Origin of the sequence: Lentibacillus kapialis (assembly GCF_014646635.1) — a bacterium.
Lineage (GTDB): Bacteria > Bacillota > Bacilli > Bacillales > Amphibacillaceae > Lentibacillus > Lentibacillus kapialis.
The window spans coordinates 264-26,412 of the sequence record NZ_BMNQ01000002.1; the positions used below are offsets into that span (position 1 = coordinate 264).

Sequence of the window (26,149 nt, forward strand, 5' to 3'; positions counted from 1 at the left end):
AAAATACAACAATGTCCGCTTTACCGGAAACAAGCTTCAAACGGATATCATCCGCAGCCAGATGGGAGCTGAGCGCCATAAGGAACTATCCAATTACAGAGCTGGTATTGAAGGGATCCCGTCGATTCTCCGCAGGGTCTTTCACATTGACCATATACCTGTAAGAGGACACGTGCGCTCAAAAATCTGGGTTAATGCCAAAGTGATGGCATTAAACTTCAAGATGTTCTGGAAAAACGGATTAAAGGCAGCGTAATGTCACCTTATTTCGGCCGAACAGCGTATTTTTAGAAAACTTCAGGTTATGAAGCAACATTTTCTCTGAAAATAGACGCTTATGATTTTTTTATTGATTTATGAAATTCCCCCGTTTTTGGGGGTTAACCATAGTATAAATTCAGCAATAAAAAAACAAGCACTAGGCTTGTTGAAAAGGTGGCTCGGGACGGAATCGAACCGCCGACACACGGATTTTCAGTCCGTTGCTCTACCGACTGAGCTACCGAGCCGTATAGTATTTGTTTATTACTTACGTTTCAACCGTCCAATACCGTTTTAATGATTATGTATGAAGGAGGTAGAGGGATTCGAACCCCCGCGCGGTTTGACCCGCCTGTCGGTTTTCAAGACCGATCCCTTCAACCAGACTTGGGTATACCTCCAAATATGAGTGGTGGACCCTGCAGGATTCGAACCTGCGACCGATCGGTTATGAGCCGATAGCTCTGACCAGCTGAGCTAAGGGTCCGTATAGTGTTATTTACGATCAGATTATGGGGCGACCGGTGGGGATCGAACCCACGAATGCCGGAGCCACAATCCGGTGCGTTAACCGCTTCGCCACGGCCGCCGTTGAATTATAAATGATAGTAGCGGCGGAGGGGATCGAACCCACGACCTCACGGGTATGAACCGTACGCTCTCGCCAGCTGAGCTACGCCGCCATAAGGCTCCACAGGCAGGATTCGAACCTGCGACCGATCGGTTAACAGCCGATAGCTCTACCACTGAGCTACTGTGGAATAATAAGAGAGATTCACAATATTATTTCTAAATAATTTTTAACTGTTGTGTTGTATCTTCTCAAAGTAGCTGTACTTCTTACCGAACTGCATTTCGTTGTTCAGTAATCAGTAACGAAATATAATTTACCACGTCCGACAGAATCTGTCAATATCCTGTATGAATGAAATTATGTAAGAGACATATCGCTAAGCAATATATAACAACACTAAATACTATAGCATGTTCCGATATTGTTTTCAATATAAATCGTATATATTGTAATTATGTCGTTCAATCCCCAAAGAGCCGCTGAAAGCTTGCAGCAATTAGAAAAACTCGATATTCGCGCTTCGGTCATCCATAATTTAAATTTTCTAACGTTAAAAAGAGGTGCTTTTGCACCTCTTTAGCGATTATTCACCTAGCACAGCTTCAGCAATATTAGACGCGTGGTCACCTATACGCTCAAGATTACTGATAATATCTACAAAAACAATGCCTGCTGATCCGGAGCAAAGACCTTCGTTCATACGAATAATGTGCTTTTTTCGGTAATTGCGCTCAAGCCTATCAATTTGGTCCTCTTTTTGCACCACAGCAAGTGCCTCTTCACGATCCATGTTATCAAGTGCTTGAACCGCCTGTCTTACAGTCAAAATCGTCAGATCAAACATATTATTCAAATCTTCCTGGGCTTGTTCGGTCATATTAACTTTATTTGAAATTTTATAATCAATCAGTTCAATAATATTTTCAAAATGGTCACCTATACGTTCAACATCACGGACAGAATCCATTAACACCGTATGTTTGGCGCCTTCCATCTCAGTCATTGATCCACCGGAAAGCTCAACTAAATAATCAGTGATTTTACGATCCAGATTATTTAGGGCACCTTCAACTTGCATAGCCATTTCCGAGTGCTTTTGACTTTGTGTGGTTAAATATAAATTTGTTTCTTCAAGTCCCTTAGAGGCATATTCACCCATGCGAATGATTTCGGTCTTTGCCTGATCCAGTGCTAATGTAGATGATTGCTGGATAAAAATTGGATCCAAATGTTTTGGTTTATACTCAATAACCGTATCATCACCGGGGATGATTTTTGTAACCACCCATGCAAGAGTCCCGATAAATGGAAATTGAATGATCAGGTTGGCAAGGTTAAAGCTTCCATGAGCAAAGGCAATTGTCATTTCGGGGTTAAGTCCCAATACGGATTGCAAATATGTGACATATTGTGTAAAGAATCCAAGAAGCAGAAGCCCGATAGTGGCACCTGCAAGGTTAAAAATAACGTGAATATAGGCGGCACGTTTTGCAGCTACCGTTGCGCCAATGGATGCAAGTACTGCTGTAATGGTTGTTCCAATATTATCACCAAAAAGAACAGGCATTGAAGCTTTCAGTTCAATTGCGCCTTCAGAAAATAGCCCCTGCAGGATACCGATCGTCGCACTTGAACTTTGTACAATAAACGTAAACAATGTTCCGATGACAACCCCTAAAATGGAGTGTTCACTCATATTCAGGGTTAAATCCTGAAATGCCTGGACTTCACGCAGTGGTGACATACCGCTGCTCATCAATTCCAAACCAAAAAATAACGCACCAAAACCGAAGATAGCCTGTCCAATATTATTTATTGTTTGATTTTTAAAGAAAAATAACATTAAACAACCGACAGCTATGATGGGTAAGGCGTATTCCCCCAGATCAATCCCGATAATAAATGCAGTCACCGTTGTACCGACGTTTGCTCCCATAATGACACCAATAGCCTGTCTAAGTGTCATAAATCCCGCATTAACTAAACCGACCGTAAGTACAGTTGTTCCCGAACTGCTTTGAATCAGGATAGTCACAACAATACCAGCCAGTACGCCAAGAAATGGATTACTCGTGGTTTTATCCAGTATATCCCGAAGCCTGTCGCCAGCAGACCTTTGCAAACCTTCCCCCATATACTTAATACCCAAAAGGAAAATACCAAGGCCACCGACAAATTCAAATATCAGTGTCTGCACATCGATATTCAAAAATATTCCACCCTTCGAACCATGTTGAAATCTGTCACATACCTTTTCCATTATTAATGCATGTTTGATGTTTTGTAAAGGCTATATTGAAAACTTAACATTAAATTTACATTCCCTTTATTGTCCTTGTTTTATTAGATACCCTGAATGTTGAATTTTCATTCCAACACAATACCCATGAATCCTCATGATTCATGGGTATAACTTGACGCATTACTATATTTTTTCCACTAATATTTTTGTTCCATCAACATGCACGACTTTTACATCACTATCTTTAGGAATCCACTCACCATTTGAGATAGCGCTATAATTTTTATTACTGATTCGAATGGTTCCAACCGGACGCATATCACTTAACGTAACGCCTTCTTTCTCAAGCAATGTTTCATATTCCTGGTTCATGGAATTATATCCCTTTTCTTTGGTCAATTGGTCCTTCAGTGTGATTTTGGACCACATTTCCCTATGTTTGAATACCTTTAAAAAGAGAAATGAGGCAAATCCCCCAATCAGCACACCAATAATGGCATACATGCCGGCAAACAAGTTTGGCGCCGCTAATGCAACAGTCAAAAGCATGCAAGCAAGCCCAACTGTTGCAAGTGTCCCATCATTAACAATTTTACCGTCAATTGTAATAAGTAATATTCCAGCCAGATAAATAATAAGCATAAAGATAAAAGAGCCTGTTTCCAGGTAAATTGCAAAATAGACGATAATGAAGCCCATTCCAAGCAAGCCAAATATTCCGCGCATATTAACAAGCAGTTCACCGACTAGAAATAAAGTTGCAAAGCCAGTCAAAATAAAGCCGGCCCAGTCCAATGAAAAAATAGCCATTAACTTCCCCCTCCATTCCCCGCCTTATAATACGGCCTGAACATGACTATAGTTTCATTTTAAGGGGCAAAAAAGTATGAATTCAATAAAAAGATTGTTTATATACGTTTTGATAGTGTTGTTTTTGGTTAGCATCCATAAGGATCTAACCGTTGGGACACCTATGGATTCTGAGCCAGAGATGCAGAATGGCACCAAAACGTTTAAACAGGAATCGTTAACCGCCGTAGAAGTAAAAGTGAATGAAGGCGATACTGTTTTAACCATTGTGGAGGAGTTAAATGATCAGAATGACAAACAATTGGACATTCCGCAAATTCAAGCCGATTTCGAAGCGTTAAACCCTAACGTACAAGCACTGCACGTCGAACCTGGGGAATATTATTATTTCCCTTTGTATTAACAGAAAAGGGCTGAATAATCCAGCCCTTTTCTGTTATACATATGGAAGCACAAACAATGTGATGAGAATGGAGATGGCACCTGCAATTATTGCTGTGTTGCCCAGTGTATCCGCACCTCGGTTTCTTGATACAAATCCCATTATAATCCCCGCACCACCAAGAATAATTGGCATCATGAAGTATGAGATAATCGATAACGCCAAGGCAATCCATCCAAAAGCACTGTTTACCTCTGTGCCATCTTCATCTGAATAATCCGGCTCATCAATATCATCTGCAGTCATCTCAGAGGCGAATTCCTCATCCCGACGGCTTCGAGTGTCTTCCACACGTGGCTGGTCACCCTCAAAATTAGTGGTAACCAAATCATCAGGATCCGGCTGTTCTTCCAGCTTTGGGCCGTTTTCTGAACTGTTCAGACGGCGATTGTTTTCATCCATTAGCAAGACCTCTCTTTCCTGAAACGAGGTGCATCTATAGTTTATGTATGAATGTCAATTATACAGCTGGTATTTTATGGTGCAGTCATTTTTAGTACAAGATATATTTTCCGATTTTAAACATATACTGAATCATACCATTACAAGGAGCGGGAATTATTATGTCAGCGTTTTTAAAACAACTGATTAACAAAAAATTAAAGCAGCTTTCACCTGACGAACTGTTGCATTATGCACACCAGTATAACTTTTCCATAAGCCGAAAACAGGCCGAGGACATTACAACTTATTTAAAGCAGCATCCAATTGAACCATTTGACCCGGAGTACCGTGCTAGAATGTTTAAAGAGATTGCACACATAACCGACAAAGAAACCGCAGATAAGGCACGATCTTTATTTCAAGGAATAATTAAATCTTATGGATTGGAAGGGTTTTTCTGATAAACACGCATTACAAACAAAAAGCAGCTTAGAAAAACCTGGCATTCGCCTCGTCTTATAGCGAATGCCGAAGCTTTTTTTATAAGGTCATCCATAATTTATACTTTCCGACGTTATAAATTAAGAAGGAATGACGTATGATAACATCATTCCTTCTTTTTTATTGATTCATAATTTTTTCTTTTAAATTTTCTTCAAATTTACCATTTTTAATCATGTTAATTTCAAATTTGTACGGCGGCTTTCTGTTTTTCTTATCTTCTCCAACAAAAGGAGTTTCTAGAATTTTCGGTAGTTTATTCAGCTGGGGATGATTAATCACATAGTGCAATGCCTCAAAACCAATATAGCCAAAGCCAATGTTTTCATGGCGGTCTTTGTGAGCGCCTTGCTCATTTTTGCTGTCGTTGACATGGACTACTTTCAAACGATCAATCCCAATAATGTTGTCGAAGTCATGCAGAACCCCGTCAAAGTCGTTGACAACATCATAACCACCATCATGAATGTGACAGGTATCAAGACAGATAGACAAATTCTCGTTGTGGGTGACGCCATCAATAATTTGAGCAAGTTCCTCAAACGTCCGTCCAATCTCAGATCCTTTTCCTGCCATTGTTTCCAAAGCAATTTGAACATCTTTATTTTTATCAAGCACTTCATTCAAACCTTCAATAATTTTGTCAATTCCTTTATCGGCACCGGCTCCTACGTGCGAGCCCGGGTGCAGGACAATTTGTTTTGCACCAATTGCTGCTGTCCGTTCAATTTCATTCCGCAGAAAATCAACACCCAATTTGAACGTTTCGGGTTTTGTTGTGTTACCGATATTTATAATGTACGGTGCATGAACCACAACATCGATGATACCATGCTCATTCATATGCTCTCTGCCGGCTTCAATATTCAGCTCTCCAACGGGCTTGCGTTTTGTATTTTGTGGTGCTCCGGTATAAATCATAAATACGTTGGAACCATATGAAGCAGCTTGCTCACTGGATCCTTTCAACATTTTGTTTCCACTCATCGATACATGAGATCCTATTTTTAACATATCCTCACCCCAACATCATTTTCGCTTGTTGTTCGACTTTCGTTTCATCTGGTTTTTGATCTGTTCCTGTTGTTTTTTCATTTTTTTCTTATAACCCGGCTTCACAGTTTTAGATTTTTTAACTTGTTTCCATGCTGCCGAATCGATATGATCCGTTGTTTTCTGGCGGCGATTGCGCTCGTTCCACGATTTGGATTCTTTCCATTCGCCATCTTTTACATCCCAAAATGTAAAGGATATGCCTTTTTGCTGTAATTTCTCAATTAGTTTTTTATCCTGATCTCCGTATAAACTGATGACTGTTCCTTCCATCCCGGCTCTTGCTGTTCGGCCCGAACGATGGACATAAAAATCTTCCTCTTTTGGCAGTTGCGCGTTAATAACATGGCTGACACCTTTAATGTCGATTCCCCGTGAAGCAAGATCTGTGGCGACAATATACTGATAGCGGAGGTTTTGGATTTCCTTCAGCGTTCTTTTCCGCTCTCTCGGTGTCAAACCACCATGAATAATCCCAACGTCAAGCCCTTTTTGCTGAAGAGAAGAGGCTAATGTATCAGCCGCCTCTTTTCCGTTTGCAAAAATAATGGCTAAATAAGGTTGTATTGCCTTGGAAATTTCCAGAATAATATTGGATGCATCCCGGTGTTTAAGCGGAATCAGGCGATGTTCCAATGTCTCCGGTGATAATTTATCATTCATTTTTATGTGCAATGGATTTTCAAGATACTTTCGGTAAAATTGCTCCAATTGTTGCGGGATTGTTGCAGAAAAGGCGAGTATTTGAATATTCTCTTTTGATCTGACAAGTAATTGGTCAACATCCCGGATAAAGCCTAAATCAAGCATTAGATCGGCCTCGTCAATAACAAAAGCGGATGCAGTGTAAATAGATATGGCCTCTTCCTTTATCATATCCAGGATTCTTCCCGGCGTACCAATAATAATGTGTGGCGGCCTTTTTAATTTTTCCATCGCCTTTTGTTTATCGGTTCCACCGACAAGTAATTTAGCATTCCATACCCCGCGCATATTGGCATAATCAATAATTTTTCTCACTTCTTCGTAAATTTGCATCGCCAATTCGCGTGTTGGAGCTGTCATTACAAACTGGATTTCCTGCTTGTCTGTACTAATCTGGTTCAATAGTGGCAGAAGATAGGCATGCGTTTTTCCGGACCCTGTTTCTGATTGTCCGATAACACTTGTCCCTTCCAATACAGCTGGAATAACTTGCTGTTGAATGGCTGTCGGTTCATAAAAATTTAATTGTTCAATAGCATTCGTCAAAACGGGGCGAAATGAAAATTTACTGAATTGATTATCCATATTGCGGACTCCTTTTATTGATGCAAAATTGATTAATGTTCATTCTTATCTAAACATAAAGATCCAATTCCCTGCGACTAGCATTCATGCATTGGAAAAATAACACCATTAAATGAAATTCTACCTTATTATATATGCTATTGGAATTTTATGCATCAGATAAATTGAAATGGTTCGGTATTCGCCTTAGATATACTAATTTCCAATTCATCACTGGTAAAATAATTTTCAAGAAATGATTTGACATAATCTTTCATCACTTTTTCGACATGATGGCCGGGGTCAATGATTGATAACCCCATTTCCTGGGCATCCTGGGCCACATGGAACGTCATGTCACCGGTTATATAAACATCGGCACCCATTTTTTTTGCTTTATTAATATACTTTTCTCCACTCCCGCCTAATATAGCAACCTTGCTGACCTTTTTAGCTAAGTCACCGGTTACACGGACACTCGGCACATTAAATGCCGTTTTCACTTGCTCGCATAAGGTCTCGAGTGTCGATTCTTGACTCAATGTGCCAATACGTCCAATGCCATAGGCGGTACCGCTATTTTCAACCGGATAGATATCATATGCAGCTTCTTCATATGGATGAGCTGTCATCATGGCTGCCAGTACAGGTGACAATTTTGACTGCGGCATTATCGTTTCAATCTTGACCTCATCAACAAATGCCACGTCACCTTGCGTACCGATATATGGATCTGTCCCTTCCAGTGGTTTAAATGTCCCCTGACCTGGTGATTGGAATGTGCAATGGCTATAATTACCGATATGACCTGCGCCGTTTTCACTCATGGCATCCCGTACTTCTCCTGCATGTGTTTTCGGCACAAACACAGCAAGCTTAACCAGTTTTTCAACAGTGTTTTGGTCAAGTATTTCTGTGTTCTGAACATCAAGCAAATCGCATAGCATATCATTGACACCACCGTTTGCCGAATCTAGATTTGTATGGGCCGCATAGACAGAAATATTATTTTGCAGCAATTTTTGAATGATGATCCCCTTTGGTGTATCCACATTTACCTGCTTCAGAGGCTTAAACAATAATGGATGATGTGCGATGATTAAATCAACATCATTCTCAATTGCCTCATCAACCGTTGTTTCCAAAACATCAAGCGTCACCATGACCTTTTTGACGGGCTTATGAAAAGAGCCGATCTGCAGGCCGACATTATCCCAATCATAAGCCAGGTTTAAAGGTGCCCATGATTCCATTGCCTTAAAAATATCCACGTTACGCATAATCGTTGTCATCATTTAAAACCTCCTCAATCCATGTTAATTCGTCCGAGAAAGCTGTTATTTTCGCCTCTTCTGGTACAGTGGCCTTTTTCATCTGTTCGATTATCCGTTCTCGTTTCGTATATTCATGTTTCCATTTTCGGTAAAAAAGCTCCGGTTTTTTGCTTAATAAATATGGACCAAAAAGCATTTGTCTTTCGGTCAAATCGTTTACCCCGCCTTTTTTTGTGCCTATTATTATTTCGTAAATATGCCCTTTTTCTTCAACCATTGCTTCATTCAAAATTGAGTAGCCGTGGTTAATGAGCCAATAGCGCACACTTCGTTCATCGATATTTGGCTGAGCAATGATCTGTTCAATTGCATCAAGACGATCTAATCCTCCCTCTAAGATGGAGGTTATAAGGGAACCACCCATGCCCGCTATCACAATTGCAGTTACTTCACCGTGCCGCAGAACCTGTAAACCATCCCCAAGACGGACATCCACCCGATCTGATAAGCCATAGCGATTGACAGTTTCTCTGGCACTCTGATACGGGCCGTCATGTACTTCACCTGCGACCGCGTATGTACTGTTATCATGCAGGCACACATAACAGGGAAGATATGCGTGGTCTGATCCAATATCTGCGAATACTGTGCCTTTTGCTATAAATGATGCCACTTTGTCCAAACGTCTTGACAGTCTTAACTTCTTGTCCATCTTGATCCCCTCATGTACTATACGTCTTTAAAAGTTTAAAAGAGCAAGCTTGCTGTATTTCCAGTAAGCTTACTCTTTTGCGTTAACATCGCTCATAAGACTGTATTATTTTTGCTTGGAAAGCCATTCCGCGACAGCGTCGGCATCCTCGCCCTCAACCACGCCAGGAGGCATTCCTGCATCAGGAAATCCATCAGCTATAATCTGTTTGATTTCATCTTTGGAATACTTACTGCCGACAGTCTTCAGTGCAGGCCCCATACCGCCGGATAAGTCTTGTCCATGACAGCTGGCACAGTTATTTTTAAAAACCTTTTCACCATTTGCGGCTGTTTCCCCGCCACCGGAGGATTCACCGCCACCATCATCACCGGATTGTCCTTCCTGCTGTTCACTCTGTTTCTCGCCATTTTCTTCATCCTGAATAGCCTCTTGCTGGTTTAAACCAACAAATGATACGACGATAACTAATAATATCCCGATACCGGCAATTAAAGCGTAAGGTATGACTGCATTTTTACCCATCGTATTTCCTCCTTATGTATCATGCTGAACTGAGAATAATAACATACCTATATACATTTTACTTTAAAACGTTTTAAGATGAAAGGAAAAAATGTGACATTTAAGGAAAAATAGCGAATGAAACCTGTTGAGTTTATAATATATCAACCGACCGCTAGCTAAAACCATTAAAAAACACTCTCATAAATATGTACAGCAGCCATTGCACACGAAATTTGTGTTCAATGACTGGCCAATACTATTCCAAAAAATCCTTCAGACGCTTGCTGCGACTTGGATGTCTCAATTTGCGCAATGCTTTCGCTTCAATTTGGCGTATTCTTTCTCTGGTTACGCCAAATACTCTGCCAACTTCCTCCAGCGTCCTTGTCCGGCCGTCATCCAGTCCAAAACGCAATCGCAATACATTTTCTTCGCGATCTGTCAGTGTATCCAGAACATCTTCCAACTGTTCTTTCAGCAATTCATATGATGCGTGGTCAGATGGCGATACAGCCTCCTGATCCTCGATGAAGTCACCTAAATGTGAATCATCTTCCTCACCGATTGGCGTTTCTAGTGAAACAGGTTCCTGCGCTATTTTCAATATCTCGCGGACTTTATCAGGCGAAAGTTCCATTTCTTTACCAATCTCTTCAGGAGTCGGTTCTCTGCCAAGATCCTGTAGCAATTGCCGCTGGACACGAATCAATTTATTGATTGTTTCAACCATATGGACCGGGATTCTGATTGTTCGTGCCTGATCCGCTATTGCCCGTGTAATCGCCTGACGAATCCACCACGTAGCATACGTGCTGAATTTAAAACCTTTCCGGTAGTCGAACTTCTCAACAGCTTTAATTAAGCCCATGTTGCCTTCCTGAATCAGGTCAAGAAATAACATACCGCGTCCGACATAACGTTTGGCGATACTGACAACCAGTCGTAAATTCGCTTCTGAAAGCCGCTTTTTCGCTTCTTCATCGCCATTTTCAATTCTGGTGGCCAAATCGATTTCTTCTGCAGCTGATAATAAATCAACCCTGCCTATTTCCTTTAAATACATACGGACAGGATCATTAATCTTGATGCCAAGCGGAACACTGAGATCGTTTAGATCGAACTCTTCCTCTTTGGCAATTTCCTGCATTTTGGGATCTTCCTCCGAATCCCCGATCACTTCCACACCTTGCTCTGTCAGGTACTCATAAAATTCATCCATCTGTTCTGACTCAATCGCAAAACTCGATAGACGGTCGGCAACTTCTTCATAAGCCAGAACGCCACGCTTTTTACCCATCTCGAGCAGCTGGTCTTTCGCTTGTTCCAGTGTTAATTCACTGTTATTATCCTTTGTTTGTGAAGGCTTATTTTCGGCCATGAGTCCCCCTCCTTCCAACTACAATCAATTTATACTTTTCCATTGTCTTTGGTGTTCAATGATTTGCATTGCTATTTTGGCTGCTTTGATTGGATCATTTTGCTGCTCTGCCAACTTTTGTTCTTCTTTCAATGACTGAATATCTCTCATATTACTGTTTTCGGCACGGATGTTTCGGATATAATCATTAATTTCATCATTTGATATATTGTCATGCAGTGGCATCATGGCGATATCTGTCACCAATCGCTTCAGTCTGTCATCTGTAAGCATTTCAACGAACATACTGACATCAGCTTGCTGATGTTCTTCATAAAAAGCGTATAAATGCGTAGCAATAACTTTATGCTCTTCAATATTAAAAGATGCACCTATTTCCTCCTGCACTTTATCAGTAATAGACACATCTTGCAACATATATGCAAGAAGCTGCCGTTCTGCGTTATGAAAAGCAGGCAATAATTTTTTCGTGTAACCATGTTCAGATGTCTTATTAGTATAACTGTTCTTGTTTATCTTATCCTTACTAAGGCCCATCTTTTCACGGTTAGTCAGAATTTCCTGTTTTAATGAATCCATTGATACATTATATGAGTCCCCGATCTCTTTTAAATAATATTCCCGTTCCACGGGGCTTTCAATCGTCGCAAGATATTCCAACAATTTTTCAATATACTGTATGCGATCTCCTTCAAGACTAAGATTATAGTCTTTTTTTAGATACTTCATATAAAAGCTTGTAAAAGGAAGGCTCGATTTGATAACCTGATCTTGAAATGCCTCAGCACCAAATTCCCTTATAAAATCATCTGGATCTCTATCATCCTGCATATTAGCTATTTTGACGTGGCTACCTGCCTTTTGCAGCAGTACGGCAGCCTTATATGCGGCTTCGGTACCTGCTTCATCAGCGTCATAGCAAATAATGACTGTATCAACATACCTTCTGAGCAATCTTGCTTGCGCTTCTGTTAAAGATGTCCCAAGCGTAGCTACAGCATTTTTCACTCCGGCTTGGTAAGCTGTTATAACATCCATATAGCCTTCAAATAAAACAGCTTCACTTTGTTTACGGATGTATCTCTTTGACAAGTCAAAATTGTAAAGAATTTTACCTTTTTGGAATAAATCACTTTCAGGACTGTTTAAATATTTAGGCTCTTGATCCGAAATTGTGCGGCCTCCAAAAGCAATTGTTTTACCAAGGTGATTACGAATCGGAAATACAACTCTTCCCCTGAACCTGTCTGTTATCGAATTATCTTCATTTAATGACAACAGACCGGCTTTAACAAGTATTTGTTGATGAAAGCCTTTTTTCTGCAGAAATTCGGCTGTAAAGTCCTTTACATTCGGAGCGAATCCCATCTGGAATATATCAATTGTTTCATCTGTTATACCGCGGTCTTTAAGATACTGATAACCTTCTTTTCCGTCTTTTGTATAGCGAAGAAGATGGTGATAGAGCTTGGTTACCCATTCTGAAGCTGAAAGTATACTCTGATTTTCCTGTGAGACGGATGACTGCTGCTTGTGATTCATATCCGGCAAATCCACGCCGCTTTTATCCGCAAGAAGTCTTAACGCTTCATAAAACGTATATTGTTCCATTTCCATAATGAATGTCAAGACATTTCCGCCTTTTCCGCACCCGAAACAATGAAAAATTTGTTTTTCCTGAGTTACGGAAAATGACGGTGTTTTTTCACCGTGGAAGGGACAAAGACCAAAATAATTCCGTCCTTGTTTTTTCAATTGTATATATTCACCAATGACATCCACTATGTCATTCGTTTTTCGAACTTCCTCAATAACCTCTTCCGATATCTGGTCAGGCATACGTATCACCATGTCTTCATAATTCGATATTAACAAAGAAAATCCTGCATTATTCGACAAACTTTTTTACTTTAACCACAAAAAATTCCTTCCATTTTGCAAAAATCTGTGCTGCAAGTCCAAAATCATATGTTTTTTGGACTTCCCGACCAAACCCTGGAAGGACTATCAGGTCACTGTATTATTGTTCCTCCTCAATCAATTGCGTAAACGTATTTACTACCTATATTCTACACAATGATTCATAATTCCTTCTTGAATCTCAAATATTTATTTTTTTAGATTAACCCCCGTTCACTAATCGGTCATATTCATTAGTATTATATTTTTATACAAATAATAATTATAATACAAAATCATTAAAAAGACTATAGTAAATTTTAGCTTTCTTCATTGTTGCTTTTTGGATTCATTTTTAACTGACAGCCTTCTTTAAATCACTTGTCAATCATAAAAACATTCCGCATTGCTGCAGAATGTTTTTATATTTTAGGTCTATGGTTCTGAATTACGACTATTTACTTTATCATTCGCAGGATCGTATTGGCTGTTTCTTCAACTGCTTTGTGTGATACATCGACAACCCGGCAACCGATTTTTTCGACAGCTTCATCAAAGTATTGCAGTTCCTGATGAATTCGTTCCATATTTGCATAAGTTGCCTGATCTCCCAGCCCCAAAGCTTTAAGACGTTCTTTCCGAATGTCGTTAAGCTTAGCAGGGCTTATCCGTAACCCGATACATTTATCAGGGTTAACATCAAACAGTTCTTCAGGAGGATCAACTTCCGGAACGATCGGAACGTTGGCAACCTTCAGCCGTTTATGTGCCAAATATTGGGACAGTGGTGTCTTAGAAGTACGGGAGACACCAATCAGAATGATATCTGCACGCGCGATTCCACGGGGATCTCTGCCATCATCATATTTGACAGCAAATTCAATCGCTTCGACCCGTTTAAAATAGTCTTCATCCAGCTGATGAACTAATCCAGGCTCCAAACGCGGATCACTGCCAAAAGAGCGTTTCATAGCATCAATCATCGGCCCCATAATATCGATTGCCTCGATGTTTTTTTCATCCGCTTGTTTATTCAAATATGACCGCAAACCGGGGTCTACCAATGTAAAGCCGACAATCCCCTCTTTCTCTGTGGCCAGTTGCAATGTCTCATCAATCGTTTTTTTATCTTCTACATATGGAATCCGCTGTACTTTATATTCACCTTTGAACTGACTTAATCCCGCTTTGATAACTAACTCTGCTGTTTCACCGACCGAATCGGAGAGAACATAAACAAGTGGTTTATCTTGCATGAATCATCCTCCTCTCTTACAAATGCTCATCCATAACCAGTTCAACAAATACTTTCGTGATGGTCGTTTTTGTGATTCGTCCAACTATCTCAAAACCTTTTTCCGATTCCTTAAGAACTGGAAGACCATCAATTTGTTTATCAATCAATTTTTTGGCTGCATCAATCAGCAGATCATTCCGGTAACAGACTGTAATATTGGGCATTCGCGTCATGATAATATGTACCGGTATTGCGTTTAATTCCTGATTCCCGATACTGGCCCGCAATAAATCCTTGCGCGATAAAACGCCGGTTAAAAAGGAATTCTGATCGACAACAAACAATGTCCCCACATCTTCAAGAAACATTGTAGAAATGGCATCATATACAGAAGCATTTTCTTTGACGACAATAGGAACCGACTGATATTCATAAACTTTAAATTGTTTTATTTTCTCAGTCAACAGTTCCATGCCCGTCTTTCCGGTATAAAAATAACCCACCCGCGGTCTTGCATCTAAAAATCCTGCCATCGTCAATATAGCCAAATCCGGACGCAACGTTGCCCGTGTTAAATTCAGTTCATCTGCTATATTTTCACCTGTGATTGGTCCATTTTCTTTTACAATGCTGATAATTTGTTCTTGTCTGTTCGATAATTCCACTTTCTCACCACCTGAGAGCTCTAATGTGACATACTGTTTCCAAATATTATACACGCTTCACAGTGAAAAAGGAAATAGCGGCGGCCTTAAAAATGTTGTTTCCATTCAATTGTTGATAAATCCGCATAGTCATAAATTAAACCAGCTATATTATTGAGCAGTGCCAGCCGATTACCGCGGACTGACTCAACATCGGTCATAACCATATTATGATCAAAGAAGTCGTGGATCGGCTGTGCAAGATTTCCCAGTTGATGTAGTGCATTAACAGCTTCCCGGTCTTTAGTTGCATTGTGGTAATCATCCCTTACCTTTAAATACATGTCATACAGTTTTTTTTCCGAGTCAGTCTCAAAAATTTCCTGTTTGACTGTAGCGGAATCTGTTTTTGCAGCCAAGTTCAAGACACGAACAAGGGCTTCTTGAACTGGCTTGAATTCCGGATTATTCCGTTTACGTGATAGGTTTTCCGCCTTTGCGGCCAAATATGGAATGATTCCGATACCGTTATATAAAACAGCCTGGATAACATCCAGTTGAATACCAGACTCCTTTAAAAGATACGTCGTGCGATCATTGAAGAATTGATCTATTTCGGCTTTTGTTTTTTCTCTTTCCGATGACTCATTATCCAAAATACCGTATTGATACTCAGCTACGTTCAGTAATGATTCAACAGTTATTTTCCAATCGTACGCCTTCATTATTTTCAACACGCCAGTCGCCTGCCTTCTAAGTGCGTATGGATCATGAGATCCGCTTGGAATCAGCCCTGCTGAAATACAACCGACTATTGTATCGAGTTTGTCAGCAATACTAATAATTGCACCCTCAACCGTTTCGGGGAGTTTGCCATCTGATTGAACAGGCATATAATGCTCAGCCATAGCTCTGGCAGCAGCTTGTGACTCACCAGCATTAAGGGCATATGTTTCACCGATAATGCCTTGCAGATTGGTAAATTCATCAACCATACTCGTCGGCAGGTCAAACTTGCAAATTTCTGCTGCCCTGAGGGTATTAGAACGTGTTTCTTCATCGAGTTTGAGCCACTGTGTCAATTGATCTGAAATGGCTCTAATCCGTTTAACTTTATCGCCCATTGTTCCAAGTTTCTCTTGGAATACAATTCGATCCAGCTTTTCCAAATAATAATCGATGGGATGTTTCTGGTCTTCCTCGAAAAAGAACTGGGCATCCGATAATCTAGCCCGCAACACTTTCTCATTCCCTTTAATGACCGTTTGAAGTGCATAATTGTCCCCATTTCTGACTCCGGCAAAGTTCGGGAGCAATTTATCTTCTTTTGACTGGACAGGGAAATAGCGCTGATGCTCCTTCATTGACGTTATCAAAACCTCCGGCGGAAGTGTCAGATATGATTCATCGAATGAACCGATAAATACGGTAGGATATTCTACCAGGTTACATACTTCATTCAGCAGGTCATCGTCCTCTGGAATCTGAAAACCGTGCTTTGCTTCGGCTTGTTTCAAGCCATCCATAATCATTTTCCTGCGCTTTTCCGGATTGACAATGACATACTGCTCTTCAAGTGCTTGTTCATATTCATCAGGTGCGGATAACGTAATCATTTTTCCTAAAAATCGATGTCCATACGTATGGTTAGCTGTTGGAACTCCAGCAACTTCAAACGGAATAATGTCTTGACCGAATAATGCTGCAAGCCAGCGGACAGGACGGGCATATCGCAGTGATTGTTCACCCCAGCGCATGCTTTTCTTGAATTGGATAGATGTGATGATCTTGCTGAACTCCGGCAATAACTCATGTGTTTGCTTGCCGATAATCTGTTTTTTGACAAAAATATACGTCGTGCCTTTTACGTCCTTCGTATAAATGTCCTCTAACGATTTTCCCTGACCTTTTGTAAAACCGGCAGCAGCTTTTGTCCAATTTCCATTTTCGTCCTGAGCGATTTTCAACGCCGGACCCTTTACTTCCTCCACCTTTGATGTTTGAACTTCTGCTACATCTTTGACGAGTATGGCGAGTCTGCGCGGTGTTGAAAAAGAAACGATTGATGTATAGGAGATGCGTAATTCGTTAAGCCAGTTACCTGTTTTAGCCAGTAACTGATTTTCGGCATCATCCACAAATCGCGCAGGAAGTTCCTCAAGCCCTATTTCCACCAGTACATCTCTTGTCATTTTTCTTCCTCCTTAGCCAGCATTGGAAAGCCCAGCCGTTCCCGTTCTTCAACATATGCTTTGGAAATACTTCTGGCGAGATTACGGATTCTGGAAATATACCCGGTTCGCTCAGTTACTGAGATAACACCTTTTGCGTCAAGTAGGTTAAATGTGTGGGAGCATTTCAGTACATAATCATACGCAGGAAATACCAACCCTTTTTCCATCGTTATCTTTGCTTCGTTCTCATACATCGTGAAAAGTTGAAAAAGCATATCCGTGTCAGATTCATCAAAAGTATATTTAGAATGTTCATATTCCGGCTGAAAAAAGATATCGTTGAAACTGACTCCTTTTGTCCATTCGAGGTCAAAGACGTTTTCTTTATCCTGTATATAGGATGCAAGACGTTCAATCCCATATGTCAATTCAACTGAAACGGGATGTGCCTCGAGTCCGCCAATCTGCTGAAAATAAGTGAATTGAGTAATTTCCATGCCATCCAACCATACTTCCCAGCCTAGGCCGGCAGCGCCAAGAGTAGGGTTTTCCCAGTTGTCCTCCACAAATCGAATATCGTGCTCTAATGGGTTAATCCCTAGTGCCTTAAGAGATTCAAGATATAACTCCTGAATATTATCCGGTGATGGCTTCATAATGACTTGAAACTGATGATGTTGATACAGGCGGTTTGGATTCTGACCATATCTTCCATCGGCAGGGCGTCGTGACGGCTCAACGTATGCCACATTCCATGGCTCCGGCCCCAGACTTCTGAGCAATGTCATCGGTGACATTGTTCCGGCTCCTTTTTCCACATCGTATGCTTGCATGAGAATGCAATTTTGATTTGACCAATGTTTTTGCAGTGTCAAAATCATCTCCTGAATTGTCATAAATATATCCTCCATATCATTTACGTTAGAAAAACTTGGCATTCGCCTCGTCTTATAGCGAGTGCCAAAGTTTTTTGTAAGGTCAACCATAATTTATACTTTGTGACGTTAGAATAAAACCCCCGTCCCTATACATGTACAATACATGTATAGGGACGGGGGTTAATCCGCGGTTCCACCCTATTTGCTCTTACGTCAGAGCCGCTTTATTCGGATTGCTCGGGAGCGCCATTCCTTATGCGCTGTTATCCGGTTTCCACCATCCCGGACTCGCTTATAGCAGCAGACATTAAGTACTTTTCTCCGTCAACGCAATAGTTACATCTACTAACATTATATATAAAAATATTACGACACGACATGCTTATTGTCAAGAAGTCAAATTATTTCAGTTTATCAAGCTGCTTCAAAAAACGTTTTGATTTAAGATAATAACCCCCATATTGATCATAATATGCATCCATAATAGTACGGAGCAGTTTTTGGTTTTCTGGCTTAACTGAAATAGTTCCAATCCGTTCCAGTTCGACCTCGGAGAATATATGAAATAATCGTGCCAAGTTGTTGGGAAGTCGAACAACATTCGCGTCGATATGTTGACATGCTGTACAAAGCAAACCGCCTTCTGCTATTGAAAAAGCGAAAGTCCCGCCTTCATTGCCGCAATGAACGCATTTACTAACGGTTGGTGCAAAACCACCTCTGTTAAAGAGTTTTAATTCATACATTATAATAGGAATGATAGCATCATCGTGTTCTGCAATCCAATTCAGCGTTTGATCAAGCTGTTTAAAAAGATCATGATCCGGTAAATGGGAGTCTATTATTTTATCGGTCAGTTCAACAATATAAGAGGCATATGCCGTCTTGATAATGTCCTCCCGAATACGCCGCAATGAATTGAGAACATCACCTTGTTGTATGGTACTAAGACCTGAATTAAGATAAACAAAAAAATCACCAAGTATGAATGGCTGCGTGACAGCAGCCATTCTGCTTTTGGGTTTTTTTGCACCTCTTGCAATTGCTGAAATCTTGCCCGCTTTATCACTGAACATTGTAACGATTTTATGTGTCTCCCCATAATCCTGTGTCTTCAACACAATACCCTGCATTTTTTCGAGCAATCCCTATCACCTTCTTAAATAGTGGAGATGACTGATCATGATTCTGTATTCAAGGAATTCCTTTTTTCCTTCTGGTGATTCCTGGTTTGTTCAAATGATTCATTTTTTTCAAGCTCTTTTAATAATAAATAGGTTTCAATGTTTCCTGTCTGACTGAATACTTTCCATGTAAAGTCGATCACAAGAAACCCCGCCTTTCCATAATGTGTTCACTATTAGATTTTCCACAGGAGCTGAAACAATGAGTTTTAAAATTTACCAAGTGCCGTTAATACTCATCACTACGGAAACCGAATTCATGAAGCTGGGATTGTTTATTACGCCAATCTTTCCGGACCTTCACCCAAAGTTCCAGATACACCTTCGATCCGAGAAGTGTTTCAATATCTCTTCGGGCGTTTTTTCCGATATTCTTTAGCATCGTACCTTGCTTTCCAATCACGATCCCCTTTTGTGACTGGCGTTCTGTTATGATTGTTGCCTGTATAAAGACAGTATTGGACGCTCTTTCTTCCATATTTTCAAGTACAACCGCAATCGAGTGCGGTACTTCTTCCATGGTTAACTGCAACACTTTTTCACGTATTAATTCCGCGATAATAAATCGTTCGGGATGATCGGTCACATGATCTTCAGGATAATATTGCGGACCTTCAGGGATATGTTTTTTCAGTTCACTAAGCAGATGCGTCAAATTATTGCCCTGCAAAGCAGAAATTGGAATAACTTCTTCAAAATCGTATTTATCCTTATAATCATTGATTAGAGGCAATAAATCATCGGGATGTATAAGGTCTGTTTTATTGATGACTAGAAAAACCGGACGTTTTACTTTTTGCAGCCTGTCCAGTATATATTGATCCCCTTTTCCATATCCTTCTTTTGCATTAATCATAAACAGAACCGCATCAACTTCATTTAAGGTATCTTCAGCTACTTGCACCATGAAATGACCAAGACGATGCTTCGGTTTATGGATCCCCGGCGTATCAATGAATACCAGCTGAGTATCCTCGGATGTAAGCACGCCCTGGATGCGATTTCGTGTTGTCTGTACTTTATCACTCATAATTGCAATTTTTTGTCCGATCATCCGATTCATGAACGTTGATTTTCCGACATTTGGTCTACCGATTATAGTAATAAACCCTGATTTAAAATTATCTGCCATGATGTTTCCTCCGAGACGTTAATTTCAATGTTTTTCTATCGATATTTTTATCATACTATAAAATCCAGTATGTTTCATGTAATTGGACAAAACCTTTAAAAAGAACTCTTATTACAACAAAAAACGACAAGCAAAAAACCTTCAGCAGTGGAAGGTTCTGATTAAATACTATTAAAAATAAGTTAGAGAAATTCAGGAAGAAAAACAAGCAATCCCACCACAGTAGCAACCAAAGCTGAAATCAGCACTGCACCTGCCGAAAGGTCTTTGATTAGCTTTGCCTGCGGATGTAAATCTGGTTTTAAGTAATCCAGCGTTTTCTCAATAGCTGTATTCAGCATCTCAGCAATCAGAACCAGACCTATTGCGAAAAAAATCATGATCCATTCAACAGCAGTCAGACGAAAGAATAAGCCGGCTAACATAACTAGAAAAGCGGTTATAAGGTGTATTCTGAAATTCATTTCAGTTCTGACAACGGCTTTAAGGCCATCCCATGCATGCGAAAAACCGAATAGTGATCCCTTCCGTTTATCGCTCAATACCAAACTCACCCAATATGTCCTCTTGCTTTTGAAACATTTCCGCTTCATCTTCTTTGTTCATATGATCATAGCCAAGAAGATGGAGAAAACCATGAACAGTCAGAAAACTCAATTCCCTCTCCAACGAGTGCTCGTACTCGTCTGCCTGTTCTTCGGCTTTGTCAACGGAAATAACAATATCACCCAGCATCAGCGGAAGATCCTCGCCTATAATCTCCACCTCATCTGTTACTTTTTCCTGCATCGCAAATGAGATGACATCTGTTGGTCTGTCCTGTTGTCGATAATTCCGGTTGATTTCTTTAATCTCCTGATTGCTGACAAACGTAACGGAAACTTCAGCTTCACTGGCGATTGCTTCTTTTTCAGCTGTATATACCAGCAACCGTTGCAGTAAATCAATGTAATCGGAAGGTACGGATTTTGTCTGATCGTGAAAATCGATATGCATGATTGGAGCCTCCTTGATGGGATATTAAACTATTAAACGAAAGTCCATTACAGTCAGTATTCGCCATTGACCTGGTACAAAATTCCGAGTAAACGCTGCTTTAGAACTCAATTAGCTTCATAAGCATCAATGATTTTTTGCACTAAAGGATGACGTACAACATCTGAACCGCTTAAATAAATAAATGATATGCCATCAACCGATGCTAAAAGCCGGTTAGCTACCTGCAGACCTGATTGAACCCCTTTGGGCAAATCGATTTGGGTTATATCCCCATTGACAACCATTTTTGATCCAAAGCCCAGGCGAGTCAAAAACATCTTGATTTGTTCCGGTGTAGTATTTTGCGCTTCATCCAATATAACAAATGCATCATCAAGCGTCCGTCCGCGCATATAAGCTAATGGTGCAATCTCAATCGTGTCGCGCTCGATCAGCCTTAATGTATGCTCACTGCCAAACACATCATGTAAAGCATCATATAAAGGCCGTAAATATGGATCCACTTTTTCTTTTAAATCACCCGGCAGGAAGCCTAAGCTTTCACCTGCTTCGACGGCAGGACGCGTTAAAATAATCCGTTTAACTTCTCCGTTTTTCAAGGCATGTACGGCCATAACTATTGCAAGATATGTTTTGCCGGTACCCGCCGGCCCTATACCAAAGACTAAATCATCAGATTTGATAGCTTCTATATAGCGCTTCTGACCCAATGTTTGGACACGGATTGACTTTCCTTTTACATTTTTGGTTATTTCATCTTCAAAAAGAGTTTCAAATTGATCGGTCTGATCTTTCTTAGCCAACTCCACCGCATAAACAACATCCCGTTCGGTAATGTCAAGTCCTTTTCTGACAACTGATAGCAGTGCCATAAGAATTTCCTCTGCCAATGCTATATGTTCATTGCTGCCTGAAACACTCACCTGCTCGCCTCTTGTAACGAGTGAAATATTAAGAAGTTCTTCAATCTGCTTTAAATATTTATCATTGGTCCCAAACAATGCCAAAGCTTCATTTGGACCTGCCAGCTGTAACTCAATTGTTTTCAAGTTGTTCGGCATAATCAATCTCCTTGGTCGATTGGTTCTTGTTTAACAATATCTTCTTCCACAGCCATATATAAGATTAATTTAACTTTACCACTCTCGGTGGTTTCTTGCAAAATATTTTCAGAAATTATTTCCGCTTCAGGCCCTAGCTTTAACTGCAATTCATTTTTAGCTTGCCTTATTCCTATATCAACAGCCTCCGCTTTGGTCCTTTCAGTCTTAAAATATCTTTTTTCACTTAATGTTGTTTCCATCAGCGATACCGGTAATTTCCATTTAAAAAAATACAGATCCTTTTCATGCCGGTCACGATGAATATCCTGGTACTCCGGATCCCCAAATCCCCATAGAGGTAATTCCAAGTTTCCGATTTTAAGATGGTATTTCATTTCGTTATTACCGGTCAAACGCTCATGACTGGCTTTTAGCGGTATTGTCACTTCTGTTTCATACCACGTTTTCGCAATAACTTCTCCTTCTGCTGCAATCAGTTCATATGAATCGTCTTCTTTCTCATCATTTACATCACTATCATCTTCGTTTTTAAATTGTATTTTACCGGAAACAAGCACATCTCCCGGCTCGACAAAGTCGTTCACTTGTACCTTGGGCAATCCCTTGGCAACATACATGTTTTCAATCACACCTTTTTTGGTCGCCACAAGGTTTCTTGGACCCTCAACTTCTTCTTCCTCAACAATTTTTTTTTCAACACCTTCCAGCTTAAAGCTTGTCCCATTTTGTTGAATTCCGACCCATAGTAATTCAGGTATATCGTTTATTAGGCGTTGCTGAATATCACTTGGTGAGTCCAATGAGAGTGCCCACGTCCCTTGATGTATACCATATGCTTCCAATTTTTCACTGATTTTCTCTTCAATATCTTTGGGAACTCCTGTTATCTTGACTTCCCAAATAATGTTGGACAAGAAAAAAGTGAGCAGTATACTTAGTAAAAGACCAACGAGCAGCTCTTTTTTCCGGGCAAAACGTTTAAGTAAAAATGGCATACCGCCCTTATTTGTAAAAATTAACTTATAATCTGTCCCGTTTCTCAATTTTTTTACATTGGAGAGGTCGCTTAATTTAATGCTTCCGGAACAAGTGGTTTCGGATTTTTTTTCCACGTTCCAAACGACAACACCCCGTTCAATACATCTTTGAAAGAATAGCTCTGGCTGCCTACCCTCAACCAGCACTGTAATAAACCCCTTCATTGAAGTGCCCTGTATATGTTTCATTTCCTCCTCCTATTATCCATTTACTGTAATATAAAGTGAGTCTTCAATCAGCAGGAACAGACAATCCATCCGCTGCTGATTGTGAGTTAAACGCATCAGTTTTTTTAGTGGTCAAGTCTTCACGTCACAGTTTACTAACTCAAATGTTTAAAGTGGAGGTCTTACCGCCAGTTATAAATTTCACTTCCTCTATAGTACCTTCTAGCAATATCTCTTCAGGGAGCATCATTTTTAAAACAAATTGACTTCCAGTGATCTGTATATAGCCTTTGTTCGACTTAAGTCTCAATTCTTTATCAGAGTAAACCGTTAACCCTTGGTGATTTTCAATATAGATATGAAGCTGTCCAATCATTGTGATCCTGGGCAGCTCCATCATGACATCTGAAGGAAGTGAAAAATATTTTGATAACCATGGCCTAATCTGCTGTTGCCATTTTCTCATTGATGAGGCCCCCTCTCACAATATATTTATGAATTGGGCGGCTGGATAAGAACAAAAAAAGAACCGATATCGGGCAGTTTTCGGTCGACCCGATATCGGTTCTAGTGCGTGTTCAAAAAGGAGGATAAAAAGGACCAAGAAGTTCGAGGCGGCGCAGTTTCGAGCAGCGGAATGTATGCTTTTAAATACATGAGCATAAGTAATGCTTCCATGAATCTGCATCGCACGTAGGAAAAGTGGTGTTCTTTTCCAAGGAGCGGAGAAACAAGCCAACGAAGAAATTCGAAGTGTCATGTTTACCGGACTTTTTGAACAACCTCTTCTAATGAAAATTCCATTATTTTTTTCGCTGTGTAATGATACTGCGATACGGTTTTACAGCTCTTGACTGTCCTAAAACCTCAGACATGATAACACCGTTGATTAAACCTGACCGTGTTAAGTTGTTATTCATGTTTTTTCTCAATTTCAGTTGTTGATCTGTTAAATCAGTGTCTGATTTCCGGGTTTTATGGCTGATTATTGCATCATGTTCTTGTTCTGTATACTGGTGTTTCGTTGTGTTCATCCGCTCAGCCAATTGCTTGCGCTGTTCATCCTGTTGTTCTTCAATTGACGAAGCGGAAACCGTCGTTTGTGTTTCTGTTTCGTTCTCAGTACTGCTGCGGGTTTGCCCGCTTCCTGAGGGAGCAGGAGTCGGTTCCGACTGATTATTCTTGCGTTGCGGGACCGGCGTATCCGTATCAGATTTATCCTTAAACAACCCCGAAATTGAAGCAACGATAGCAAGGATAATTAAAATGACTTCCATCTTATCCCTCCTTATGTGGATGATCTGCCAAATTAGTTGCTATGATGATCATCATTTCCCTCATTATCATTATCCTGACTTAACTTACCAATCGTATCACGCATACCCGTATCAGCATCAATGTTCTTATAGTTCATATAATCCATGACACCCATATTGCCGGAACGTAAAGCTTCCGCAAGTGCACGTGGCACGTCAGCTTCGGCTTCAACCACCTTGGCACGCATTTCTTCAACCCGGGCAACCATTTCCTGCTCTTGTGCAACGGCCATCGAGCGTCTTTCTTCAGCTTTAGCTTGAGCAATATTTTTGTCCGCTTCAGCTTGATCCGTTTGAAGAATTGCACCAATATTTTTCCCGATATCTACGTCAGCAATATCAATTGACAGAATTTCAAACGCTGTACCTGCATCCAAGCCTCTCCCCAAAATATTATGTGAGATGGCATCAGGATTTTCCAGTACCTTCGTATGTGCTTCTGAACTCCCAATGGTACTTACAACACCTTCACCGACACGTGCAATGACTGTGTCTTCTCCGGCACCACCGACAAGACGATCAATGTTCGCCCTTACCGTGATACGTGCTTTTGCTTTGACTTCAATGCCGTCGATTGCAATACCTGCAATAAAAGGAGTTTCAATAACTTTTGGGTTAACACTCATCTGAACAGCATCCAACACATCACGACCCGCCAAATCGATTGCTGCCGCTCGTTCAAATGACAATTCGATATTAGCACGATGTGCTGCGATCAGAGCATTTACCACCCGATCGACATTACCGCCAGCCAGATAGTGGCTTTCCAGCTGATTCGTCGAGAGATCCAGTCCTGCTTTATGTGCCTTAATCAGCGGATTGATCACCCTCGAAGGTACAACCCGGCGCAAGCGCATACCAACAAGTGTAAAAATACCTACTTTCACCCCTGCAGCCAGGGCACTAATCCAAAGCATAATTGGAATAAAAGTAAACAACACCGCTAAAGCGATTATAATGATCGCAATGACTATAATTGGCATTAATTGTTCAATACCCATGCAAATTCC

General features: G+C 40.5%; 27 protein-coding genes and 6 tRNA genes. 3 read left to right on the forward strand and 30 right to left on the reverse strand.

Going from position 1 to position 26,149, the window contains the following annotated elements; all coding sequences use genetic code 11:
* The coding region (locus tag IEW67_RS18040) for a transposase (protein ID WP_194466062.1) at positions 1–256 on the forward strand (256 nt) is incomplete at its 5' end.
* A gap of 180 nt (positions 257–436) precedes the next feature.
* Here the strand turns inward: IEW67_RS18040 and IEW67_RS01040 are convergent.
* From IEW67_RS01040 to IEW67_RS01075, 8 genes are all read right to left on the reverse strand, one after another.
* Positions 437–509 (reverse strand) — tRNA-Phe (locus IEW67_RS01040).
* 63 nt (positions 510–572) lie between these two features.
* Positions 573–662 (reverse strand) — tRNA-Ser (locus IEW67_RS01045).
* Between the two features lie 9 nt (positions 663–671).
* Positions 672–748: transfer RNA gene (locus tag IEW67_RS01050), tRNA-Ile, on the reverse strand.
* Positions 749–774: 26 nt separating this feature from the next.
* A tRNA-His gene (locus tag IEW67_RS01055) sits at positions 775–850 on the reverse strand.
* A gap of 20 nt (positions 851–870) precedes the next feature.
* A tRNA-Met gene (locus tag IEW67_RS01060) sits at positions 871–944 on the reverse strand.
* A gap of 6 nt (positions 945–950) precedes the next feature.
* Positions 951–1,022 (reverse strand) — tRNA-Asn (locus IEW67_RS01065).
* Positions 1,023–1,418: 396 nt separating this feature from the next.
* Positions 1,419–3,044, reverse strand: coding sequence for a Na/Pi cotransporter family protein (locus IEW67_RS01070; RefSeq protein WP_188631201.1), 1,626 nt, complete (start codon positions 3,042–3,044; stop codon positions 1,419–1,421).
* 216 nt (positions 3,045–3,260) lie between these two features.
* On the reverse strand, positions 3,261–3,887 hold the full coding sequence (locus IEW67_RS01075; protein ID WP_188631202.1) for an NfeD family protein: 627 nt from the start codon (positions 3,885–3,887) through the stop codon (positions 3,261–3,263).
* Positions 3,888–3,963: 76 nt separating this feature from the next.
* Between IEW67_RS01075 and yqfZ the strand changes: the two genes are divergently transcribed.
* Positions 3,964–4,290 carry a protein YqfZ gene (yqfZ, locus tag IEW67_RS01080; RefSeq protein ID WP_188631203.1) on the forward strand — a complete coding sequence of 109 codons (327 nt, stop codon included), beginning with the start codon at positions 3,964–3,966 and terminating at the stop codon, positions 4,288–4,290.
* 33 nt (positions 4,291–4,323) lie between these two features.
* On the opposite strand, the gene IEW67_RS01085 is transcribed toward yqfZ, so the two are convergent.
* Positions 4,324–4,731 (reverse strand): MATE family efflux transporter, encoded by a 408-nt coding sequence (locus tag IEW67_RS01085; protein WP_188631204.1) that lies wholly within the window; start codon positions 4,729–4,731, stop codon positions 4,324–4,326.
* 161 nt (positions 4,732–4,892) lie between these two features.
* Between IEW67_RS01085 and IEW67_RS01090 the strand changes: the two genes are divergently transcribed.
* Positions 4,893–5,174: a DUF2624 domain-containing protein gene (locus IEW67_RS01090; RefSeq protein ID WP_188631205.1), complete on the forward strand. Its 282-nt coding sequence runs from the start codon at positions 4,893–4,895 to the stop codon at positions 5,172–5,174.
* A 160-nt stretch (positions 5,175–5,334) separates the two neighbouring features.
* Here the strand turns inward: IEW67_RS01090 and IEW67_RS01095 are convergent, their stop codons facing one another.
* The 21 genes from IEW67_RS01095 to floA all read right to left on the reverse strand — a co-directional run bounded on the left by IEW67_RS01095 (position 5,335) and on the right by floA (position 26,140).
* On the reverse strand, positions 5,335–6,228 hold the full coding sequence (locus IEW67_RS01095; RefSeq protein WP_188631206.1) for a deoxyribonuclease IV: 894 nt from the start codon (positions 6,226–6,228) through the stop codon (positions 5,335–5,337).
* A gap of 15 nt (positions 6,229–6,243) precedes the next feature.
* A complete protein-coding gene (locus IEW67_RS01100) occupies positions 6,244–7,557 on the reverse strand; it encodes a DEAD/DEAH box helicase (RefSeq protein ID WP_188631207.1) in 1,314 nt (437 codons plus the stop codon).
* Between the two features lie 155 nt (positions 7,558–7,712).
* Positions 7,713–8,828 carry a Nif3-like dinuclear metal center hexameric protein gene (locus IEW67_RS01105; protein ID WP_188631372.1) on the reverse strand — a complete coding sequence of 372 codons (1,116 nt, stop codon included), beginning with the start codon at positions 8,826–8,828 and terminating at the stop codon, positions 7,713–7,715.
* On the reverse strand, positions 8,809–9,522 hold the full coding sequence (locus tag IEW67_RS01110; protein ID WP_188631208.1) for a tRNA (adenine(22)-N(1))-methyltransferase: 714 nt from the start codon (positions 9,520–9,522) through the stop codon (positions 8,809–8,811). The genes IEW67_RS01105 and IEW67_RS01110 overlap by 20 nt, the downstream gene beginning before the upstream one ends.
* Before the next feature lie 105 nt (positions 9,523–9,627).
* Positions 9,628–10,047, reverse strand: a complete 420-nt coding sequence (locus IEW67_RS01115; RefSeq protein WP_188631209.1) for a c-type cytochrome — start codon at positions 10,045–10,047, stop codon at positions 9,628–9,630.
* A gap of 238 nt (positions 10,048–10,285) precedes the next feature.
* A complete protein-coding gene (gene rpoD, locus IEW67_RS01120; protein WP_188631210.1) occupies positions 10,286–11,407 on the reverse strand; it encodes an RNA polymerase sigma factor RpoD in 1,122 nt (373 codons plus the stop codon).
* Positions 11,408–11,431: 24 nt separating this feature from the next.
* Positions 11,432–13,246, reverse strand: coding sequence for a DNA primase (gene dnaG / locus IEW67_RS01125; protein ID WP_188631373.1), 1,815 nt, complete (start codon positions 13,244–13,246; stop codon positions 11,432–11,434).
* Positions 13,247–13,764: 518 nt separating this feature from the next.
* Positions 13,765–14,562, reverse strand: coding sequence for a pyruvate, water dikinase regulatory protein (locus IEW67_RS01130; protein WP_188631211.1), 798 nt, complete (start codon positions 14,560–14,562; stop codon positions 13,765–13,767).
* 16 nt (positions 14,563–14,578) lie between these two features.
* The gene (ccpN, locus tag IEW67_RS01135; protein WP_188631212.1) at positions 14,579–15,208 is read right to left on the reverse strand and encodes a transcriptional regulator CcpN; all 630 of its coding nucleotides are present in this window, start codon (positions 15,206–15,208) and stop codon (positions 14,579–14,581) included.
* A gap of 86 nt (positions 15,209–15,294) precedes the next feature.
* Complete coding sequence (glyS, locus tag IEW67_RS01140; protein ID WP_188631213.1) at positions 15,295–17,379, reverse strand: glycine--tRNA ligase subunit beta; 2,085 nt, start codon at positions 17,377–17,379, stop codon at positions 15,295–15,297.
* Positions 17,376–18,257, reverse strand: a complete 882-nt coding sequence (gene glyQ / locus IEW67_RS01145) for a glycine--tRNA ligase subunit alpha (RefSeq protein WP_188631214.1) — start codon at positions 18,255–18,257, stop codon at positions 17,376–17,378. The genes glyS and glyQ overlap by 4 nt, the downstream gene beginning before the upstream one ends.
* Positions 18,258–18,640: 383 nt before the next feature.
* Positions 18,641–19,384, reverse strand: coding sequence for a DNA repair protein RecO (gene recO, locus IEW67_RS01150; protein WP_188631215.1), 744 nt, complete (start codon positions 19,382–19,384; stop codon positions 18,641–18,643).
* Between the two features lie 35 nt (positions 19,385–19,419).
* The gene (locus tag IEW67_RS01155; RefSeq protein WP_188631216.1) at positions 19,420–19,566 is read right to left on the reverse strand and encodes a YqzL family protein; all 147 of its coding nucleotides are present in this window, start codon (positions 19,564–19,566) and stop codon (positions 19,420–19,422) included.
* A gap of 86 nt (positions 19,567–19,652) precedes the next feature.
* Complete coding sequence (era, locus tag IEW67_RS01160; RefSeq protein ID WP_188631217.1) at positions 19,653–20,555, reverse strand: GTPase Era; 903 nt, start codon at positions 20,553–20,555, stop codon at positions 19,653–19,655.
* A 182-nt stretch (positions 20,556–20,737) separates the two neighbouring features.
* Entirely contained in the window at positions 20,738–21,109 is a 372-nt protein-coding gene (locus tag IEW67_RS01165) for a diacylglycerol kinase family protein (RefSeq protein ID WP_229671641.1), read from the reverse strand.
* Positions 21,087–21,551: an rRNA maturation RNase YbeY gene (gene ybeY, locus IEW67_RS01170; protein WP_188631219.1), complete on the reverse strand. Its 465-nt coding sequence runs from the start codon at positions 21,549–21,551 to the stop codon at positions 21,087–21,089. Before ybeY ends, IEW67_RS01165 begins: the two co-directional genes overlap by 23 nt.
* A gap of 107 nt (positions 21,552–21,658) precedes the next feature.
* Complete coding sequence (locus IEW67_RS01175) at positions 21,659–22,615, reverse strand: PhoH family protein (RefSeq protein ID WP_188631220.1); 957 nt, start codon at positions 22,613–22,615, stop codon at positions 21,659–21,661.
* 2 nt (positions 22,616–22,617) lie between these two features.
* Positions 22,618–23,844 carry a sporulation protein YqfD gene (gene yqfD / locus IEW67_RS01180; RefSeq protein ID WP_188631221.1) on the reverse strand — a complete coding sequence of 409 codons (1,227 nt, stop codon included), beginning with the start codon at positions 23,842–23,844 and terminating at the stop codon, positions 22,618–22,620.
* A gap of 139 nt (positions 23,845–23,983) precedes the next feature.
* The gene (yqfC, locus tag IEW67_RS01185; protein ID WP_188631222.1) at positions 23,984–24,289 is read right to left on the reverse strand and encodes a sporulation protein YqfC; all 306 of its coding nucleotides are present in this window, start codon (positions 24,287–24,289) and stop codon (positions 23,984–23,986) included.
* A 337-nt stretch (positions 24,290–24,626) separates the two neighbouring features.
* Positions 24,627–25,100 (reverse strand): YqfB family membrane protein, encoded by a 474-nt coding sequence (locus tag IEW67_RS01190; RefSeq protein WP_188631223.1) that lies wholly within the window; start codon positions 25,098–25,100, stop codon positions 24,627–24,629.
* 32 nt (positions 25,101–25,132) lie between these two features.
* Positions 25,133–26,140, reverse strand: coding sequence for a flotillin-like protein FloA (floA, locus tag IEW67_RS01195; RefSeq protein ID WP_188631224.1), 1,008 nt, complete (start codon positions 26,138–26,140; stop codon positions 25,133–25,135).
* Positions 26,141–26,149: the final 9 nt, after the last annotated feature.